The following is a 17,882-nucleotide window of genomic DNA, read 5'->3' on the forward strand; positions in this document are numbered from 1 at the left end:
CTCCTCAGCTCTCCAGGCGGGCGAGGATCTGCGGACCGAGGTCCGTGACGTCGCCCGCGCCCATGGTGAGAACAAGGTCACCGGGCTTGGCCATTCCGGCGATGACGCCGGGGACGGCGTTTTTGTCGTGCTCGGGGGTGACATCGGCGCCCTTGGCGGTGGCGGCGTCGACGATGAGGGCGCTGGTGACGCCGGGGAGGGGGTCCTCGCGGGCGGGGTAGATGTCGAGGACGAGGGAGGCGTCGGCAAGGGCGAGGGCGTGGCCCATTTCGAGGCCGAGCTCCTGGGTGCGGCTGAAGAGGTGGGGCTGGAACACCACGATGATGCGGCCGCGGCTGTCGCCGGCGGCTTCGCGCAGGGCCTGGAGGTCGGCGGTCATCTCGGTGGGGTGGTGGGCGTACGAGTCGATGACCTGGACGCCGGCGGCGGTGCCCTTGAGCTGGAGGCGGCGCTTGACGCCGGTGTACGAGCCGAGAGCCTCGGCGAGGCCGCCGGGGTCGATGCCCAGGGCGGCGCCGGCGGCGAGGGCGGCGACGGCGTTGTGGGCGTAGTGGCGGCCGGGGACGGAGACGGTGAAGGTGTGCTCGACGCCGTCCATGAGCACGGTGACCTGGCTGGACATGCCGCGCGCGGTGATGTTCAGGATGCGTACGTCGGCTGCCTCGTCCTCGCCGACGCGGACGATGTTCAGGCCGTCGCGACCGTCGCGACCGTCGCGGCCGGCGACGCGGGCGGCCAGCTCGCGGGCGCCGGAGTGCTCGCCGACGACGAGGGTGCCGCCGGGGCGGATCTTGGTGGTGAAGGTCTCGAAGGACTCGTAGATCTCGTCCATCGAGGCGTAGTTGGCGTGGTGGTCCAGCTCGACGTTGAGGACGATGGCGACCTCGGGGTCGTACTTCTGGAAGCTGCGGTCGCTTTCGTCCGCCTCGGCGACGAAGATCTGCCCCGCGCCGTGGTGGGCGTTGGAGCCGGGGGCGTCGAGGTCGCCGCCGATGGCGTACGAGGGGTCGAGGCCCAGGGTGCCGAGGCCGACGGCGAGCATCGAGGTGGTGGTCGTCTTGCCGTGGGTGCCGGCGACGGCGATGGGGCGGAAGCCGGTCATGAGCGCGGCGAGGGCGTCGGAGCGGTGGACGACCGGGATGCCGCGCTCCGCGGCGGCGGCCAGCTCGGGGTTGTCGGCCCGGATGGCGCTGGAGACGACCACGCTGGTGGCGTCGGGGGCCAGGTGCCCGGCGGCGTGACCGATGTGCACCGTGGCGCCGAGTGCGCGCAGGGCGTCGGCGGTCTCGGAGTCCTTGGCGTCGCTGCCGGCGACCCGGGCGCCGCGCTGGGCGAGGATCTTGGCGATGCCCGACATCCCGGCGCCGCCGATGCCGATGAAGTGCGGTCGGTCCATGGCGGGGGGAATCGTGGGGGTCATACGCGCGTCTCCCGGGTTTTGCTGGCCGGCTTGTGTGCGGTCCTGATTCTTCCACCTCGCGCCGCACGGTCCGACCGCGGACGGCGGCGCGACCCGGACGCCCGGGGATCGCGCCGCACGGCGCTCAGTGGTCCGGAGCTCAGTCGTCCGGGTTGTGCGCGAAGAGCTTCAGCACCGGCACGCCCACCTTGTGCCGGGCGCGGGAGGTCCAGTCGCGGTGGAAGAACTCCTCGACCAGGTGCGGGGCGGTGAGGACGATGACCTCGTCGGCGTGGGTCTGCTCGACCACCGACCTGAGCAGCTCGATGGGGTGGCTCTCGACGACCTCGCCGACCGCCTCGCTGCCGGAGTCGCGCAGGGACTTGAGGGAGTGGGCGAGCGCCCGCTCAGCGGGGAGCAGCGCGTCGTCGCCCTCGGGCTGCTGCCCTTCGCGCACGGCCTTGTCGAGTTCGCCCAGGGCTACGTCGTCGACGGCCCGCAGCAGCCGGTCCTGGTCGCCTCGGGGCTGCATGAGCACGACGAAGGAGACGGGCTCGTCGCCGTGGAGGGTGGTGACCAGCTCCAGGTCGGCCGGCACGAGCGGCTTCTCGATCATCAGTACGGTCGTGAACACGGACACGTCCTTCTTTCTAACGTTTCCTCGCGGGATGCACGCGGTGTAAGTGTTCCCTCACACCGGCAAGCGGAACGGGTTATTCCGCCGGATGTCAGCCGCGCGTGTAGCGCGTGAACAGGAAGCCGTCCTCCTCCAGGATCGAGATCGGACTGAATCGTTCCGGCTCCGTGATCCCGGGGCCGTTCATGATCCGCATGGCGTCGCCCGCGGCGACCAGGGGGGCGATCGTCAGGCAGAGCTCGTCCAGCGCGCCGGCCGCGGCGAACTGTGCGAGCAGCCTCGGGCCGCCCTCCGTGAGCAGCCGGGTGAGCCCCCGGGCGGCCAGCTCGCGCACCGCCCGGGCCGGGTCCGCGCCGGTGCCGTCGCCCGCCACGACGACCTGGGCGCCGGACTTCACGGCGGCACCGACGCGGTCGGCCGGGGCGTCGGCGCCGGTCAGTACGAGGGTGGGCACCGTGGGCTCGGTGAACAGCGGCGCCGAGAAGTCCAGGTCGAGGCTCGCGCTGACCACGGCGATCGCCGGCACCGGCGGCTGGCCCGCGGCGCCGCGGCGGGCCCGGAAGGCCTCGCGGACCCGGGCCGGCCGGTAGCCCTCCTGGCGAACCGTTTCGGCGCCGACGACCACCGCATCGGCGAGGGCGCGCAGGGTGCCGAAGACCCGCATGTCGGCGTCGGAGGAGAGCGGCTGCGACCGGCCGTCGTGCCGGGCCGCGCCGTCGAGCGAGGACACCATGTTGGCCCGCAGCCAGGTCTTCCCCGGCGGCAGTTCCGGATAGGCGTACGCATCCGCGAGGTCGTCCCACGAACTGACGGTCGTACGGGCGGTCTCACCGGCCGGGGCGGGGAAGAGGCGGTACATGTCAGCAGTCTGGCATGCACCCGCGCCCGGCAGGCAAAGGAAGGATCAGCCGGGTCACCCCCTCCGCGACGCCCGTGCGCGCGCGTGGAGTGCGCCACACGCGCGCTGAACGCCTGCGGTGAGGCACTACGCTGGGTGATTGTGTCGTCCTCCGCTGCCGCCGACGCCCGAGTGGCCGAAGCCCGTGTCATAGCCCTGTCCCAGCGCGAGCCGCACGTCCCGGCGGACCGGATGGTCGCCGAGATGGTGCCGCCGCCGCGCTTCGACTCCGTACGCTTCGACAACTACCTCCCGGACCCGGCGCAGCCCAGCCAGGCCGAGGCCGTACGAGTCCTCGAAGGCTTCGCCGCGACCCTGGGCAGCGCCGACACCAAGAAGCGGTGGTTCCGGCGCGAGGCCCCGGCGCCCGCCGGACCCGGCGGGGTGTACCTCGACGGCGGCTACGGCGTCGGCAAGACGCACCTGCTCGCCTCCCTCTGGCACGCCACGCCCGCCCCGCGCGAGCAGAAGGCCTTCGGCACCTTCGTCGAGCTGACGAACCTCGTCGGAGCCCTCGGCTTCCAGCACGCCGTGCAGGCCCTCAGCGGCCACCGCCTGGTCTGCATCGACGAGTTCGAGCTCGACGATCCCGGGGACACGGTGCTGGTCTCCACCCTGCTCGGCAAGCTCGCCGACGCGGGCGTGAAGCTCGCCGCCACCTCCAACACCCTCCCCGGCAAGCTCGGCGAGGGCCGGTTCGCCGCCACCGACTTCATGCGCGAGATCCAGGGCCTGTCCGCCCGCTTCCGCAGCCTGCGCATCGACGGCCAGGACTACCGCCACCGCGGTCTGCCCGAGGCCCCGTCGCCGTACGCCGACGAGCAGGTCACCGCCCTCGCCCAGCGCACGCCGGGTGCCTCGCTGGACGACTTCGACGCCCTCCTGGAGCACCTCGCCCGGGTCCACCCCAGCCGCTACGGCGCGCTCTGCGACGGCGTCGACGCGGTCTTCCTGCGGGGCGTCGAACCCGTCACCGACCAGGCCACCGCCCTGCGCCTGGTCGTCCTCGCCGACCGGCTCTACGACCGCGAGGTGCCCGTCATGGCCTCCGGCGAGCCCTTCGACCGCATATTCAGCGAGGAGATGCTGGCCGGCGGCTACCGCAAGAAGTACTTCCGGGCCATCTCCCGGCTCACCGCCCTCGCCCGCGACGCGGGCCGCCTCGCGGCCTGACGCAGCCGGTCTGCCCTGGCGGCTGCGGCCGATCCGGCGGACGATCGAACCGAGTCGAATCGACCCGACCCGACCCGACCCGACCCGATCCGGTACGAGCGTGCGAAGGGCGGAGGTATCCGAGGTGGCGAAAGGGACCCGTAAGCAGGGCGGCCCGCGGGATACCGACCTGCGCTCGCTGCTGCGCGTCCCGCCCGACGGCGAACCCGTCGGCCTCTCCTCGTACGACCCCTCGGCCAAGCCCGGCGGCCCGCCCGGCAAGGTGCACGCCAGGGCCGGGATGGCCGGCGCCGGCTCACGGCTGGCCGAACTGCAGGACCGGCTCTTCGCGCAGAGCACGACGGGCGACCGGCGCCGGCTGCTGCTCGTGCTCCAGGGCATGGACACCTCGGGCAAGGGCGGCACCGTCAAGCACGTCCTGAGCGGCCTCAATCCGGCCGGCTGCCGCTACCGGTCCTTCAAGCCGCCGACCGAGGAGGAGCAGGCCCACCACTTCCTCTGGCGGGTCGAACGGTCGCTGCCGCAGCCCGGCGAGATCGGCATCTTCGACCGCTCGCACTACGAGGACGTCCTGGTCGCCCGGGTCCGGGGGCTGGTGCCGCCCGCCGTCTGGATGCAGCGGTACAACGAGATCAACGCCTTCGAGCGCGGCCTCGCCGAGGACGGGGTCACCCTCGTCAAGGTCTTCCTGCACATCAGCCGCGAGGAGCAGCTCAAGCGGCTGCTCGCCCGCCTCGACAAGCCCCGCAAACACTGGAAGTTCAGCCCGTCCGACATCGACGACCGCGCGCTCTGGCCCGCCTACCAGGAGGCGTACGAAGCCGCCCTGACCCGCTGCTCCACCCCCGCCGCGCCCTGGTACGTCGTCCCGGCCGACCGCAAGTGGTACCGCAACTGGGCGGTGGGCCGGCTGCTCCTCGAACACCTCGAGGAGATCGATCCGCAGTATCCGAAGGTCGACTTCGACGTCGAGGAGTGCCGCAAGCGGCTGCTGGAGACCTGATCCAGCGGACCCGGGACTCAGCCGGAGCAGGCGGTGCGCTGCGCCTCCTGCCATTCGCAGCGCGGGCAGAGCGTGATGCCGGGCCGCGACCGCGGGTATTCGGTGGGCTCGCGGCACAGCACGCATTCGGCACGGGGCTCGTCCTCGGGCGCTTCGGTCACCTCGTTCACCTCGTTCACCTCGCTCATACGACGAGCGTAGCGACGGCGACCGAGTGCCCGGGCACCAGCAGCCGTCCGTACGCGTCCGGGGGCGGGCAGGGCGTCCAGGCGGCGACGACCTCGCAGGGGCCGTGCAGCGGGACGACCGCCTCCTCGGCGGAGAGGTTCACGGCGATCCGGAAGCGGCCCCGGCCCAGGCAGAGGGTCTGCTTGCCGTGGTCCACCCGTACGGCCTCCAGGTCCGGGTCGGTCAGCTCGGGCTCGGCGTGCCGCAGGGCGATCAGCTGCTGGTACCAGGCGAGCAGCGCCGCGTGCGGTTCGCGCGCCGGCTCGGCCCAGTCCAGACAGGAACGGCGCCGGGTGGCGGGGTCCTGGGGGTCGGGGATGTCCTCGGCGTCCCAGCCGTGGGCGGCGAACTCGCGGCGGCGCCCCCGGGTGATGGCGGCCGCCAGCTCGGGGTCGTCGTGGTCGGTGAAGAACTGCCAGGGCGTGCGCGCGCCCCACTCCTCGCCCATGAAGAGCATCGGCGTGTACGGCGAGGTGAGCACCAGCGCGGCGGCGGCCGCCAGCAGCCCGGGCGTGACCGCCGCCGCGAGCCGGTCGCCGGTCGCGCGGTTGCCGATCTGGTCGTGGGTCTGGGCGTACGCGAGGAAGCGGTGCGCAGCGGTGACCGTACGGTCCACCGGGCGGCCGTGCGTGCGGCCCCGGAAGCCGGAATACGTACCGTCGTGGAGGAAGACGTCGCTCAGCACCTTGGCCAGGCCCGCGACGCCGGCCCGCGCGAAGTCCTCGTAGTAGCCGAAGGATTCGCCGGTCACGCTCGCGTGCAGGGCGTGGTGGAAGTCGTCGTTCCACTGGGCGTGCAGGCCGAGGCCGCCCGCCTCGCGCGGGGTGGTGCCGCGGGGGTCGTTCTGGTCGGACTCGGCGATCAGGAACAGCGGCCGGCCGAGCGCGGCGGACAGTGCGTCCACGGCGGTCGACAGCTCCTCCAGGAAGTGCAGCGCCCGGGTGTCGACCAGCGCGTGGACCGCGTCCAGCCGCAGCCCGTCCAGCCGGTAGTCCCGCAGCCAGGCCAGGGCGCTGCCGACGAGATACGCCCGCACCTCGTCCGAGCCCGGCGCGTCGAGGTTGACCGCGTCGCCCCAGGGCGTGTGGTGCCGGTCGGTGAAGTAGGGCCCGAAGGCCGGCAGATAGTTTCCGGACGGCCCGAGGTGGTTGTGTACGACGTCCAGCACGACCCCCAGCCCGTGGGCGTGGGCGGCGTCCACGAAGCGCTTCAGCCCGTCGGGGCCGCCGTACGGCTCGTGGACCGCCCACAGCGACACGCCCTCGTACCCCCAGCCGTGGGTGCCGGGGAACGGACAGACCGGCATCAGCTCGATGTGCGTGATGCCCAACCCGGCCAAGTGCGGCAGCCGTTCGACCGCCGCGTCGAAGGTACCCTCGACGGTGAAGGTGCCGACATGCAGCTCGTACAGCACCGCCCCCGGCAGCGGCCTCCCGGGCCACTCCCGCTGCCACGCGAAGCTCCCGTGGTCCACGACCGCGCTCGGCCCGTCCGGGCCGTTTGGCTGGCGCCGCGAACGCGGATCGGGCAGGGCCCGGTCGCCCCCGTCCAGTACGAAGGCGTAGCGCGAGCCGGCGACGGCCGGTGCGTCGGCGACCCACCAGCCGCCGCGCTCCGGATCGCGCTGCATGTCGTGCGCGCGACCGTCGACCCGAACCTCCACATCAGCGGCGCCCGGCGCCCACACGTCGAAGAGCATGGTCACCATGCTGCGGTACGCCGGGCCCGCCGTCAGGGAATCACACGAGTCGGATCACACGAGTCGGATCACACGAGGTTGACCCGCTCCTGCGTCACCGGATAGCCCGCCTTGGCGAAATGCGCCGCCATCGGGGCGTTGCCCTGGTCCGTCGCGGCGGCGATCCGCTCCGCGCCGTACCCGACCAGGTCGTGCGTGCACTCCACCAGCAGGTCGTAGGCGTAACCGTGGCCGCGCTGCTCCGGCAGCACGCCGATGAAGCCGATGACGTGGCGCCCCGCGCTGTTGCGGCTCGGCACCTGGATGCCGGCCGGCTGCCCGTCCGGGGTGTACGCCAGCCGCCACCATGCACGCGGTGACGGGAACCAGAGCAGGATGTCCAGTTCCTCCCGTGCCGCCGCGTCGGCGCCCTTCTGCTCGGTCGTGTGCCGGGTGTGGGCGTCCAGGCTGCCGTGCCCGATGCGCTTGAGCACGTCCAGGATCACCGCGTCGTCCGGCTCGGGCCGGAACTCCAGCCGCCCGGGCCGCTCCGGCAGCCCGCACTCCGGCGTCCAGTCGTACCGGAACCGCTCCACCAGCGGCTCCATGCCGGCCACGATCGCCGTGTCGATCCGCGCCTGCGCCACCTCCCGTACCTCGGGGCGGTCGCGCCAGCCCGGTGGCAGCAACAGGTCGTACTCGGCCTTCAGCGGCGCGGTGCGCAGCAGCTGTACGGCGGCGTCGGCGTCGGTGAAGTCCAGCCAGTCGAGCGCCATCGGCTCGGCGTCCCCCGGCGCACCCCACCAGGCGGCCCGCGCGACGACCGCGCCCTCGCGCAGCGCCACCCAGGACCACTCGGGCCGGTACTCGCCGCCCTCGTCGGTGAGCGCGAAGGCGTGGCCGAGCAGCGGACGGCCGACGAGGCCGGGGTCGGAAAGGGAGTTGAAGAGGTGTGTCTCGCCCGCTTCGAGGGGGCGGATGACCAGATCAGACATGGGTGTCCAGAATCCTTCGGGAGAGTGTGACGCGCTCCCGGTCGGACACCTCGTCAGACGTGGGACGCCCATCTCAGGGGGCGGGAGCGCACAGTTGTCGTCGCGTACATCGCGCTCGCCTCCTTCCTGGTCCAGGGCGTTGGGCCGACGATAACCGCACGCTTCCCGCCGCGTCCACGTATTTGTTCCGGCCTCTCCACGCCCTGAGGACAACGCCCTTCGGGCCTGTCACAATCACGGCGTGACGTCGTACGAGTTCGAGATGGCACCCGCGCGGCTGTCGGATGCCGAGCGCGAGCGGGTCATCGGCCTCCTGCGGGAGGGCGCGATCGAGGGGCGGCTGTCGCACGACACCTTCGTCCGCCGGATGGGCCTGGCTCTCGCCGCCCGCGACCACGGCGAACTGCGTGCCCTCACCGCCGACCTGCCGGCCACCGGCGGCGGACGGTTGTCCAAGCTGCTGCTGCGGGCCGTCGGCGAGCTCTCGGCCTTCCAGGTGCGGCTGCGGGCCGCCTGGCGGGCGGAGAAACTGCCGCCGCTGGTGCTGCCCGAGCCGGCGCCGTATCCGTTGCGGATCGGCCGGGATGTCACCAACGGCCTCCGGCTGAGCGACGGTTCGTCCTCGCGGATGCATGCGGAGCTGCGGTTCGAGGCGCGCGGCTGGGTGCTGCACGACCTCGGGTCGATGAACGGGACGTTCGTCAACGGACGACGGGTGATCGGCTCGGCGGTCGTCCGGGCCGGGGACCAGGTCACTTTTGGGCGGATGAGCTTCCGGCTGGAGTCCCGGAACGTGAGGTGACCTCGAGGAGCTGCGTCGTTCCGTCGCCGTTGACCCGGGGCAGCGCCGCGTGGTCGACCGGGCCGCTCACCGCCTTCTCCCGGGTCGAACTCAGCGGTGTGTCGGCGGCGTTCGTCGGGCTGACGAGTCGATGAGGTTGCGGCCGTCCTCGACCCGCATGACGTGGCCGGGGTCGCGGGGGGTGTGCTCGGTGATGGTGTAGAAGCGGACCTCGTGGCCGTCCGGGTCGTGGAGCAGGGGCAGGATCCAGCCGATGCGGGTCCGGATCACCTCGCCGTGCTGCTCGCCCAGGTCGTCCAGCCGGGCGGCCAGTGCCTCGATCGCGGCCTCGTCGGGCACGCCGATGGCGAAGTAGTCGAACCCTGCGGAAGCCTCGGCCCGTGCCGGGTCCAGCCGCAGGCCGAGGTGGGGGCCGCCGGCCGGGTGGTCGAGGGCGAGGCCCTTGAGGGTGCCCTTCTCGATGAACTCGGCGACGCGGTGGTAGCCGAGGACCCGGCCGTACCAGGCCTCGGAGCGGGCCAGGTCGCGTACGGGGAGTTTGATGTGATGAACTCCGGCAAGTCGGGGCATTTCGGCGATCATAGGGACACGGTAGCCCGGCCCGCCGCCGGAGTGGGGGAGGGAAACGGCGGGCCGGGCGGGTCAGCCCAGGACGAGCAGCCCCACGGGGTTGTGGTGCAGCAGCTCTTCGAGGCGGACCTTGCCCGAGTACGTGCGGTGGGTCAGCAGGTCGGTCCAGTTGCCGTCCGGGAGGGTCAGTTGGGTGCCGCGCCAGCCGCCGGCCTCGGCCAGGCGGTGCGAGAGCCGGGTGACCACGGTGAGCGCCCGGCCGCAGCGGAGGAAGGCCACGCAGTGCGCTTCCGCCGGGCCGGCCGCGAACAGCGGCTCGTACGTGGACAGCCTGCCGAACCAGTCGGGGTGGTCGCGGCGGAGCCGGAGCGCGGTGGCGGTGAGCAGCCCCTTCTCGGACAGCTCGGCGGAGCCGGAGCCGGAGCCGGAGCCGGGGGCGTAGGGGGCGCGGTTGGCCGGGTCGACGAGGAGGAGCTGGCGGTCCTCGTCGCCCTGGTAGACGTCGGGGACGCCGGGCATGGTGAGGTGGACGAGCGTGGCGCCGAGGCGGTTGGCGCGTTCGGGGGCCTCGAGGGCCCGGGCGATCTCGGCGGTGGCGTAGGAGGTCGGGCCGGAGATCAGCTCGCGGGTGAAGCGGGTCAGTTGTTCTTCGTACGCGGGATCCTGCTCGGTCCAACTGGTGCGCAGACCCGCCTCGCGCTCCGACTTGAGCAGGGTGCCGGCGACGACGTCGGCCGCCGCGGCGGAGCAGAAGACGACGGCGTACTGCCAGGCCTGGTACTCCACCTGCCGGTCGGGGACCGGGATACCCGAGCGGCCGAAGTACTCGCGCATATGGGCCGAGACGCCGCGCAGCCACTCGGCCCAGGGACCGGGCAGCTCGGAGAGGGCGGTGAGGCGGGCGCGTACGTCGGCGCTGCGCTTGGTGTCGTGGGTGGTGAGGACCGTGCCGGTGTCGGGCCAGTCGCGCTGCAGCCGGGCGCAGAAGGCGTGGAAGTCCTCGGGTGCGCAGGCCGGGCGGGCGGGGTCGCGGCCCACCTCGTTGAGGGAGAGGAGGGGGTACCAGCGGTAGAAGGCGGTGTCCTCCACCGACTTGGCGCGCAGCGCGGACGACACCTGGGCGAAGCGGACCGCGAAGTCGTCCTGGTCCGGCCCCCGCCCCAGCCGGCCCAGCGCCAGCTCGGCCACCGTTCCGGCCTCCGGCACCCGGGCCCCGGCGGCGGCCGCCTCCAGCATGGCCACGGCCTGCGGCGGCGCGGGCTCGCCCGGCACGACGTAGGAGCGGTAGACCGGGATCCGTACGAGCACCTCACGGATCGCCGCGCGCAGCAGCGGCCCCTCGGCGCCGGTGACCCGCTCGGCGGCCCGGGCGAGGCGGTCCACCTCGGCGGCGAGGTCGTGCGTGACGAGCCGGTACGCGGCCCGGTGGACGGTCGGGGCCCACTGTCCGCCCTCGTCGGCGGGGGCGCCGCCGAACTCCTCGTAGAAGCGGGTGATCGCGCGTACCCCGTCGGGGTCCGTGAACAGGCCGTCGATCCGGTCGAGGGCGTCGTAGCCGGTCGTGCCCGCGCAGGCCCAGTCGGCGGGTAGCGGCTCGTCCCCGGTGAGGATCTTCTCGACGACCGTCCACCGGCCGCCGCTCGCCTCGCGCAGCCGGGTCAGATACGCCGCCGGGTCGGCGAGGCCGTCCGGGTGGTCGATCCGCAGCCCGTCGGCGACGCCCTCGCGCAGCAGCCGCAGCAGGGTGGCGTGGGTCGCCTCGAAGACCTCCTCGTCCTCGACGCGGACCCCGATCAGCTCGGAGATGGTGAAGAACCGCCGGTAGTTGATCTCGCTGCTGGCCGTCCGCCAGTGCGCGAGCCGGTACCACTGGGCGTCCAGCAGTTCGCGAAGCGGCAGCTTCTCGGTGCCGGGGCGGACGGGGAAGGCGTGCTCGTAATAGCGCAGGGTGTCCTTCCGGACCTCCAGCTCACCGAGCACGTCCTCGAGCGGGCCGCCCAGGACCGGGAGCAGTACGCGGCCGCCCTGCGCGTCCCAGTCGATGTCGAACCAGCGCGCGTACGGCGAGTCGGGCCCGTCGCGCAGCACCTCCCACAGCGGGCGCGCCAGGTGCTCGGGCGCGGGCACCGCCATGTGGTTGGGCACGACGTCCAGGATCAGGCCGAGGCCGTGCTCGCGCGCCGTCCGCGACAGCGCCCGCAGGCCGTCCTCACCGCCGAGTTCGTCGCGGACCCGGGTGTGGTCCACGACGTCGTACCCGTGCGTGGAGCCCGGGACCGCCTGCAGCACGGGGGAGAGGTGCAGATGGGAGACCCCCAGCTCGGCCAACCGCGGCGCGACCGCCTCCGCGGCGGCGAACGGGAAGTCCGGCTGCAACTGCAGTCGGTACGTGGCGCTGGGCACGGTCGGCACGGCCGGGTTGGCGGTCATAACGGACTGCCTACCCCGTCACGCGGTGCGCTGATCACACCGGAGCCGGTTTGTCGCCCACCCCGCCCCTTCCCGAAACCAGGGCTCCGCCCTGCACCGGTCCTCAAGCGCCGGACGGGCTGAATCGAGCCGGAGGCCTACGCCGGGCGCTGAAGGACCACGAGGCTGCGGTCGGCCAGGCGCAGGCGGTCGCCCTGGGTGACCTTCTGGCCCGTGCCTGGGGGGACGCCGTCGGGGCGTTCCGTGTCGACGACGACTTGCCATTCCTTGCCGTGGTTGACGGGGACGACGAATTCGAGGGGGCCGTCCTGGGCGTTGAACATGAGGAGGAAGGAGTCGTCGTAGATGCGCTCGCCCCGATCGCCGGGCTCGGAGATCGCGCTGCCGTTGAGGAAGACGACGAGGGACTTGGCGTGGGCGTCGCGCCAGTCCTGCTGGGCCATCTCCTCGCCTTCGGGGGTGAACCAGGCGATGTCGGAGAGCTCGTCGTGGGTGCCTTCGACGGGGCGGCCGTGGAAGAAGCGGCGGCGGCGGAAGACGGGGTGGTCGCGGCGGAGCCAGACCATCTGGCGGGTGAAGTCGTGGAGGCGTTCGGCGTCGGTGTTGCCTTCCTTGGGCCAGTGGACCCAGGCGAGCTCGCTGTCCTGGCAGTAGGCGTTGTTGTTGCCGTGCTGGGTGCGGCCGAACTCGTCGCCGTGGGCGAGCATGGGCACGCCCTGCGACAGCATCAGGGTGGCGACGAAGTTGCGCATCTGGCGGCCGCGCAGCGCGAGCACGTCCTCGTCGGCCGTCTCGCCCTCGGCGCCGCAGTTCCAGGAGCGGTTGTGGCTCTCGCCGTCGCGGTTGTTCTCGCCGTTGGCCTCGTTGTGCTTCTCGTTGTACGAGACCAGGTCGTTGAGGGTGAAGCCGTCGTGGCAGGTCACGAAGTTGATGGAGGCCAGCGGCCGCCGCCCGTCGTCCTGGTACAGGTCGGAGGACCCGGTCAGCCGGGAGCCGAACTCCGCCAGGGTCGCGTTCTCGCCGCGCCACATGTCCCGTACGGTGTCGCGGTACTTGCCGTTCCACTCGGTCCACAGCGGCGGGAAGTTGCCCACCTGGTAGCCGCCCTCGCCCACATCCCAGGGCTCGGCGATCAGCTTGACCTGGCTGACCACCGGGTCCTGCTGCACCAGGTCGAAGAAGGACGACAGCCGGTCGACCTCGTGGAACTGCCGGGCCAGGGTCGCCGCGAGGTCGAAGCGGAAGCCGTCGACGTGCATCTCGGTGACCCAGTAGCGCAGCGAGTCCATGATCATCTGGAGCACGTGGGGGCTGCGCATCAGCAGCGAGTTCCCGGTGCCGGTGGTGTCCGTGTAGTAGCGCGGGTCGTCGGCCAGCCGGTAGTACGACGCGTTGTCGATGCCCCGGAAGGACAGGGTCGGGCCCAGGTGGCTGCCCTCGGCGGTGTGGTTGTAGACCACGTCGAGGATCACCTCGATGCCGGCCCGGTGCAGGGCGCGTACCGCCGTCTTGAACTCGAGCACCTGCTCGCCGCGGTCCCCCATGGACGCGTACGCATTGTGCGGGGCGAAGAAGCCGATGGTGTTGTAGCCCCAGTAGTTGTTGAGGCCGGTGTCCACCAGACGGTGGTCGTGCACGAACTGGTGGACCGGCATCAGCTCCAGGGTCGTGACGCCCAGCTCCACCAGGTGCGAGATTACCGCCGGGTGCGCCAGGGCCGCGTACGTGCCCCGGATCTCCTCGGGCAGGTCGGGGTGGAGCATGGTGAGGCCCTTCACATGGGCCTCGTAGAGCACGGTGCGGTGGTAGTCGATGCGCGGCGAGCGGTCGTCGGCCCAGTCGAAATACGGGTTCACCACGACCGAGGCCATGGTGTGCGGCGCCGAGTCCATGTCGTTGCGGCTCTCCGGCTCGCCGAAGCGGTAGCCGTACACCGCCTCGTCCCAGTCGATGGAGCCGCTTATGGCCTTGGCGTACGGGTCCAGCAGCAGCTTCGCCGAGTTGCAGCGGTGCCCCCGGGTCGGCTCGTGGGGGCCGTGGATCCGGAATCCGTAGCGCTGCCCGGGCATGATGCCGGGCACGTAGGCGTGGCGTACGAAGGCGTCCGCCTCGCGCAGCTCCACGGCGGTCTCCGAACCGTCGTCGTGCAGAAGACACAGCTCGATTCGGTCCGCCACTTCGGAGAACACGGCGAAATTGGTCCCGGCGCCGTCGTACGTGGCGCCCAGTGGGTATGCCTGACCCGGCCAGACCTGCATGATGTCGACTCTTCCACTTCCCGGTCGGGCGTCGGTAGGCCGCACCCCCGGCCGCAACCTTGCCGAAGGTGCATCTTCACGCACAAGTTGGTCCAATGGCAGGGAATCGCCAAGATCTTCCCCAGTACGAGTGCCCCAATTCCCCTGGCTGACCCAAGAATCCGAAAACTGTGAGCAACCTGTGTGCTCCTGACAACGTCGTAAGGACTGACAGTACGACACAGGGGAGACGTAAGTGACAGAGCAGGGGGAAAGCCGTCCCGTGGTGCAGACCAGCACCAAGGGTACGGCCGGGCGCGGCATCAGGCGCGCCCTCATAGGTGGCGGCATAGCCGTCGCCGCCACGGCGGTGATGATCGGGATCACACTGCCGCGCAGCGCCTCGGGCGACGACCACTCCGGGACCGGCGGGGTCCACGCCGCCGCGTCCGGGACGCCCGGGACTCCGACCACGGCGGCCACGGAGAACGCGGCGCCACAGGGTGCGGAGAAGACCGGACGCGGGCCCCTGACCAAGGCCGAGGTCGACCGGGCCAAGTCCATCGCCCTCGCGCGCAACGCGCTGCGCAGCGCCGAATCCGTCGACGGGGGCCGGGGCCCCGAGTACGTCGACACCGACCTCGCCGACTCGGCCCAGCCGCAGGCCGACGACGCCCGCCGCGTCGAGGTGCTCTTCTACGACTACGGGCACGACCAGCTCGTCAAGAAGACCGTCAACCTCACCACCGGCAAGGTCGAGCAGACCGACACCGCGAGCGGCATGCAGCCGCCGCCCTCGGCCGACGAGACCGACCAGGCCGCCCAGCTGCTGATAGCCGACCCGCTCGGCAAGGGCCTGCGGACCGACTTCAAGGCCGCCACCAAGGGCACCGAACTCACCAGGTCCTCGCAGCTCACACTACGCGGGATCGCCTACAACACCGCGGAGCAGTCCGGACCCGCCGATCTCGCCAAGTGCGGCAAGCACCGGTGCGTACGGCTGTTCACGCAGGTGAAGGGCGGACCGTGGATCGACGCGACCAATCTGGTCGTCGACCTCAGCGACCGCACCGTGGGCCAGATCGTTCCGGCGCAGCACAGCCACTAGAGCAGAGCGGAGACCTCAGCACCATGCGCACCTCTACTGTGCGTCGGGCCCTCGGTACGGCCACGGCGCTCCTCCTCATACCCGCTTTCCTCGCCGGAGCGGCGGGCTCGACGGCCTCGGCCGCCCCCGCGGCGACGACCGCGACGACAGCGGCGGCCGCCCCCTGCGGCAGCACCGCCTCCACCGTCAAGAAGACGCTGCCCAACGGCACCACCTGGACCATGTGCTGGCGCATGAGCGGCACCAAGGGCCTGGTGCTGGAGAAGATCGCCTACCAGCCCAAGAACGAGCCCCGGCCCATCAAGGTGCTGGCCTCGGCCTCCCTCGCCCAGGTCAACGTCCCGTACGACTCCGGGCAGACCGAGTACAACGACCTGTCCGACATCGGCTTCGGCAACACCGCCATCAACATCGGCGCGAGCGAATGCCCCGGCGGCACCATCAGCTCCGCGTACATCGCGCAGCAGCAACGCAACGTCAAGGCGCTGTGCACCAACGTCCTGCCGCACGGCTACGCCTACCGCAGCGACATCTACGACAACGCGGGGAACCCGAAGAAGTACACCAAGCAGGGCGACGACCTGGTGCTCTTCTCCGTCTCCCAGCTCGGCTGGTACGAGTACATCACCCAGTGGAACTTCTCCGACGACGGCGCCATCACCGCCAAGGTCGGCGCCACCGGTGACCTCTCGCCCGGCGACTACAGCGGCGCGGGCACCGGCTGGCCGATCGGCAAGGGCAACCGCGACTACTCCACCGCCCACTACCACTCGGTCTTCTGGCGGCTGAACTTCGACCTGGACGGCTCGAACCAGGCCAAGGTCCAGCAGTTCGACACCAAGAAGGCCGGCCGGGGCACCGGTTCGGAGATCCTCAAGACCAGCAGCACGAACGTGACCAAGGAGCTCGCCGGCACCTCGGCGCTGCGCCGCTGGTGGCGGGTGGTCAGCACGGCCGGGAAGAACGCCGACCGGCACGCCAGGTCATGGGAGCTGGTCCAGCAGCACTCCGACCACTACGACGCCCACGCCTACACCTCCAAGGACGTGTACTTCACCCAGTACCGCGCCTGCGAACAGTTCGCGAGCGGCAACAGCGACCCGGCCTGCGCCGGCAGGGGAACATCAGTGGACAAGTGGGTGAACGGCGAGAGTCTCAAGCACCCCGTGATGTGGGTCAACGTCGGCTTCCACCACATCCCGCGCGACGAGGACCAGACCCCCATGCCGGTCCACTGGCAGGGCTTCCAGCTGGTGCCCCGCGATGTCACCGCCATGAGCCCGCTGACTCCTGACGACCTGTCCGGCAACAACGGCCAGGGACACTGAGTGGCGTAAGCATGTAGTGAAGTAGCGTCGTTACGGCTGCACCGCCTCCCGCCCCGCAGTACCCTTCCTTGATCGTGGACGGGGGCGGAAGGCGGGTGCAGTCGTGATGTCGGGAGGTCTGGTACTCCCTGGTGGCGGTGAACAGGGGGACCAGGGCGGCGGCATCAACGACGGGACCACCGCATCGGTGTCCCTGGCACTGCCGTTGGAGATCGGAGCGGAACTGGACTGGGGCGCCGACGCCTGGGCCGAGGTGCGCACACGCGCCCGGCGCGCCGGGCGGGCATACGTCTGGCTCAATCTTGTCGAGCAGCGGCTCCGTGCCGTCGTCAACGCGATACTGCGCCCCATCTACGAACCCGTCCACGGCGAGGAGTGGGTGGTCGCCGCGGCCGGCCCGGCCGGCCACGAGTGGGTCCAGCGCGCCGCCGCCGTACGCGAGGTCAGCCGCCGCAAGGGCTTCCTGCTCGACCCCGCCGACGACAACATCCTCAGCTTCCTCACGCTCCCGCAGCTGCGGGAACTCGTCGTCCAGCACTGGCCGTGCTTCGAGCCCTACCTCGACGAGCGCCGCGAACTCGAAATGGCCCTGGACGAGCTGGAGGTGGCCCGGCACGTCGTCTCCCGCAACCGTGCCCTGTCCCGGACCGTCCTCGACCAGGCCGAACGGGCCGCCGCCCGACTGCTCGACATCCTCGGCTCCGGGCCCGGCTACCCGTCCTCCGAGCGGCTGCCGGTGGACGCCGTCGAGGAGCTGGTCGCCGACCGCTACGCCGATGTCGTCGGCGTCTACCCCGACCGCGTACGCCTGCAACGGCAGCTCCCGGCCGAGAACCTCTTCGGGGGCGCGCGACGCCTCGACGCGGTGGGCATAGGTCTCAATCTGCTGGTGCAGAACTTCTCCGGCCGGCGGCTCGTCCGGCTCGCCGAATCCGGCTGCCGGGTGCGGCTGCTCTTCCTCAACCCCGCCAGCAGCGCGGTGCGCCGGCGGGAGCGCGAACTGGGCGTCGGACGGGGTGAGTTGAGCCGCTCGGTCGAGATGAACATCATGCACATGCGGCGGGTCCGGGCGCGGCTGCGCGACACCGCGGCCTTCGAGATCCGGGTCTTCGACGAGACCCCCCGCTTCACGGCCTATCTGGTCGACGGGGACGGCGCGGACGGGCTGGCGGTCGTGCAGTCGTACCTGCGCAAGGCCCGCGGCATGGAGGCGCCGGTGCTGATCCTGCGCGGTGGCCGGCGCGAGATCGTACAGAGCAAGGACGAGGACTCCGACGGGCAGACCGGCCTCTTCGAGGTCTACCGCGAGGAGTTCGAGGGGGTCTGGGCCGACTCACGGCCGGTGTCCTGACTGTCAGTGGCTCACGAGATGATGGCAGAGCACACGGGGGAACCG

General features: G+C 71.6%; 15 protein-coding genes. 6 read left to right on the plus strand and 9 right to left on the minus strand.

Going from position 1 to position 17,882, the window contains the following annotated elements; translation table 11 throughout:
* Positions 1-4: 4 nt before the first annotated feature.
* The 3 genes from murC to ACFXJ5_RS37115 form a co-directional block, all read right to left on the minus strand.
* Positions 5-1,420 carry a UDP-N-acetylmuramate--L-alanine ligase gene (gene murC / locus ACFXJ5_RS37105; protein WP_384641542.1) on the minus strand — a complete coding sequence of 472 codons (1,416 nt, stop codon included), beginning with the start codon at positions 1,418-1,420 and terminating at the stop codon, positions 5-7.
* A 139-nt stretch (positions 1,421-1,559) separates the two neighbouring features.
* Entirely contained in the window at positions 1,560-2,033 is a 474-nt protein-coding gene (locus tag ACFXJ5_RS37110; RefSeq protein WP_384641545.1) for an indole-3-glycerol phosphate synthase, read from the minus strand.
* 94 nt (positions 2,034-2,127) lie between these two features.
* Positions 2,128-2,895: a pyrimidine reductase family protein gene (locus ACFXJ5_RS37115; protein ID WP_384641547.1), complete on the minus strand. Its 768-nt coding sequence runs from the start codon at positions 2,893-2,895 to the stop codon at positions 2,128-2,130.
* 141 nt (positions 2,896-3,036) lie between these two features.
* On the opposite strand from ACFXJ5_RS37115, the gene zapE reads away from it, so the two are divergent.
* Together zapE and ACFXJ5_RS37125 are read left to right on the plus strand one after the other, a co-directional pair.
* Positions 3,037-4,107: a cell division protein ZapE gene (zapE, locus tag ACFXJ5_RS37120; protein ID WP_384641550.1), complete on the plus strand. Its 1,071-nt coding sequence runs from the start codon at positions 3,037-3,039 to the stop codon at positions 4,105-4,107.
* A gap of 124 nt (positions 4,108-4,231) precedes the next feature.
* Positions 4,232-5,110, plus strand: a complete 879-nt coding sequence (locus tag ACFXJ5_RS37125) for a polyphosphate kinase 2 family protein (protein WP_384641553.1) — start codon at positions 4,232-4,234, stop codon at positions 5,108-5,110.
* A gap of 17 nt (positions 5,111-5,127) precedes the next feature.
* On the opposite strand, the gene ACFXJ5_RS37130 is transcribed toward ACFXJ5_RS37125, so the two are convergent.
* The 3 genes from ACFXJ5_RS37130 to ACFXJ5_RS37140 form a co-directional block, all read right to left on the minus strand.
* Positions 5,128-5,298 carry a hypothetical protein gene (locus tag ACFXJ5_RS37130; protein ID WP_384641555.1) on the minus strand — a complete coding sequence of 57 codons (171 nt, stop codon included), beginning with the start codon at positions 5,296-5,298 and terminating at the stop codon, positions 5,128-5,130.
* Positions 5,295-7,037: a malto-oligosyltrehalose trehalohydrolase gene (gene treZ, locus ACFXJ5_RS37135; RefSeq protein WP_384641558.1), complete on the minus strand. Its 1,743-nt coding sequence runs from the start codon at positions 7,035-7,037 to the stop codon at positions 5,295-5,297. The genes ACFXJ5_RS37130 and treZ overlap by 4 nt, the downstream gene beginning before the upstream one ends.
* Positions 7,038-7,105: 68 nt before the next feature.
* Entirely contained in the window at positions 7,106-8,011 is a 906-nt protein-coding gene (locus ACFXJ5_RS37140) for a GNAT family N-acetyltransferase (RefSeq protein WP_384641561.1), read from the minus strand.
* A 262-nt stretch (positions 8,012-8,273) separates the two neighbouring features.
* Between ACFXJ5_RS37140 and ACFXJ5_RS37145 the strand changes: the two genes are divergently transcribed.
* A complete protein-coding gene (locus ACFXJ5_RS37145; RefSeq protein WP_384641606.1) occupies positions 8,274-8,813 on the plus strand; it encodes a DUF1707 domain-containing protein in 540 nt (179 codons plus the stop codon).
* Between the two features lie 90 nt (positions 8,814-8,903).
* Here the strand turns inward: ACFXJ5_RS37145 and ACFXJ5_RS37150 are convergent, their stop codons facing one another.
* From ACFXJ5_RS37150 to glgX, 3 genes are all read right to left on the minus strand, one after another.
* On the minus strand, positions 8,904-9,383 hold the full coding sequence (locus ACFXJ5_RS37150) for a VOC family protein (protein ID WP_384641564.1): 480 nt from the start codon (positions 9,381-9,383) through the stop codon (positions 8,904-8,906).
* A gap of 72 nt (positions 9,384-9,455) precedes the next feature.
* Positions 9,456-11,813, minus strand: a complete 2,358-nt coding sequence (gene treY / locus ACFXJ5_RS37155) for a malto-oligosyltrehalose synthase (RefSeq protein WP_384641567.1) — start codon at positions 11,811-11,813, stop codon at positions 9,456-9,458.
* Between the two features lie 137 nt (positions 11,814-11,950).
* On the minus strand, positions 11,951-14,071 hold the full coding sequence (gene glgX, locus ACFXJ5_RS37160; protein WP_384641570.1) for a glycogen debranching protein GlgX: 2,121 nt from the start codon (positions 14,069-14,071) through the stop codon (positions 11,951-11,953).
* Between the two features lie 235 nt (positions 14,072-14,306).
* Between glgX and ACFXJ5_RS37165 the strand changes: the two genes are divergently transcribed.
* The 3 genes from ACFXJ5_RS37165 to ACFXJ5_RS37175 all read left to right on the plus strand — a co-directional run bounded on the left by ACFXJ5_RS37165 (position 14,307) and on the right by ACFXJ5_RS37175 (position 17,837).
* A complete protein-coding gene (locus tag ACFXJ5_RS37165) occupies positions 14,307-15,158 on the plus strand; it encodes a Tat pathway signal sequence domain protein (protein ID WP_384641573.1) in 852 nt (283 codons plus the stop codon).
* Positions 15,159-15,181: 23 nt separating this feature from the next.
* A complete protein-coding gene (locus tag ACFXJ5_RS37170) occupies positions 15,182-16,486 on the plus strand; it encodes a copper amine oxidase (RefSeq protein WP_384641576.1) in 1,305 nt (434 codons plus the stop codon).
* A 106-nt stretch (positions 16,487-16,592) separates the two neighbouring features.
* Complete coding sequence (locus ACFXJ5_RS37175) at positions 16,593-17,837, plus strand: SAV2148 family HEPN domain-containing protein (protein ID WP_384641579.1); 1,245 nt, start codon at positions 16,593-16,595, stop codon at positions 17,835-17,837.
* Positions 17,838-17,882: the final 45 nt, after the last annotated feature.

This window comes from Streptomyces sp. NPDC059373, assembly GCF_042751495.1.
Taxonomy (GTDB): Bacteria; Actinomycetota; Actinomycetes; order Streptomycetales; family Streptomycetaceae; genus Actinacidiphila.

Coding starts and splice junctions, on each gene's coding strand:
- ACFXJ5_RS37145 (WP_384641606.1), top strand. CDS start 8,274: ATGGCACCCGCGCGGCTGTCGGATGCCGAGCGCGAGCGGGTCATCGGC.
- ACFXJ5_RS37130 (WP_384641555.1), bottom strand. CDS start 5,298: ATGAGCGAGGTGAACGAGGTGAACGAGGTGACCGAAGCGCCCGAGGAC.
- treZ (WP_384641558.1), bottom strand. CDS start 7,037: ATGCTCTTCGACGTGTGGGCGCCGGGCGCCGCTGATGTGGAGGTTCGG.
- murC (WP_384641542.1), bottom strand. CDS start 1,420: ATGACCCCCACGATTCCCCCCGCCATGGACCGACCGCACTTCATCGGC.
- ACFXJ5_RS37150 (WP_384641564.1), bottom strand. CDS start 9,383: ATGCCCCGACTTGCCGGAGTTCATCACATCAAACTCCCCGTACGCGAC.
- treY (WP_384641567.1), bottom strand. CDS start 11,813: ATGACCGCCAACCCGGCCGTGCCGACCGTGCCCAGCGCCACGTACCGA.
- glgX (WP_384641570.1), bottom strand. CDS start 14,071: ATGCAGGTCTGGCCGGGTCAGGCATACCCACTGGGCGCCACGTACGAC.
- ACFXJ5_RS37170 (WP_384641576.1), top strand. CDS start 15,182: ATGCGCACCTCTACTGTGCGTCGGGCCCTCGGTACGGCCACGGCGCTC.
- ACFXJ5_RS37140 (WP_384641561.1), bottom strand. CDS start 8,011: ATGTCTGATCTGGTCATCCGCCCCCTCGAAGCGGGCGAGACACACCTC.
- ACFXJ5_RS37175 (WP_384641579.1), top strand. CDS start 16,593: ATGTCGGGAGGTCTGGTACTCCCTGGTGGCGGTGAACAGGGGGACCAG.
- ACFXJ5_RS37115 (WP_384641547.1), bottom strand. CDS start 2,895: ATGTACCGCCTCTTCCCCGCCCCGGCCGGTGAGACCGCCCGTACGACC.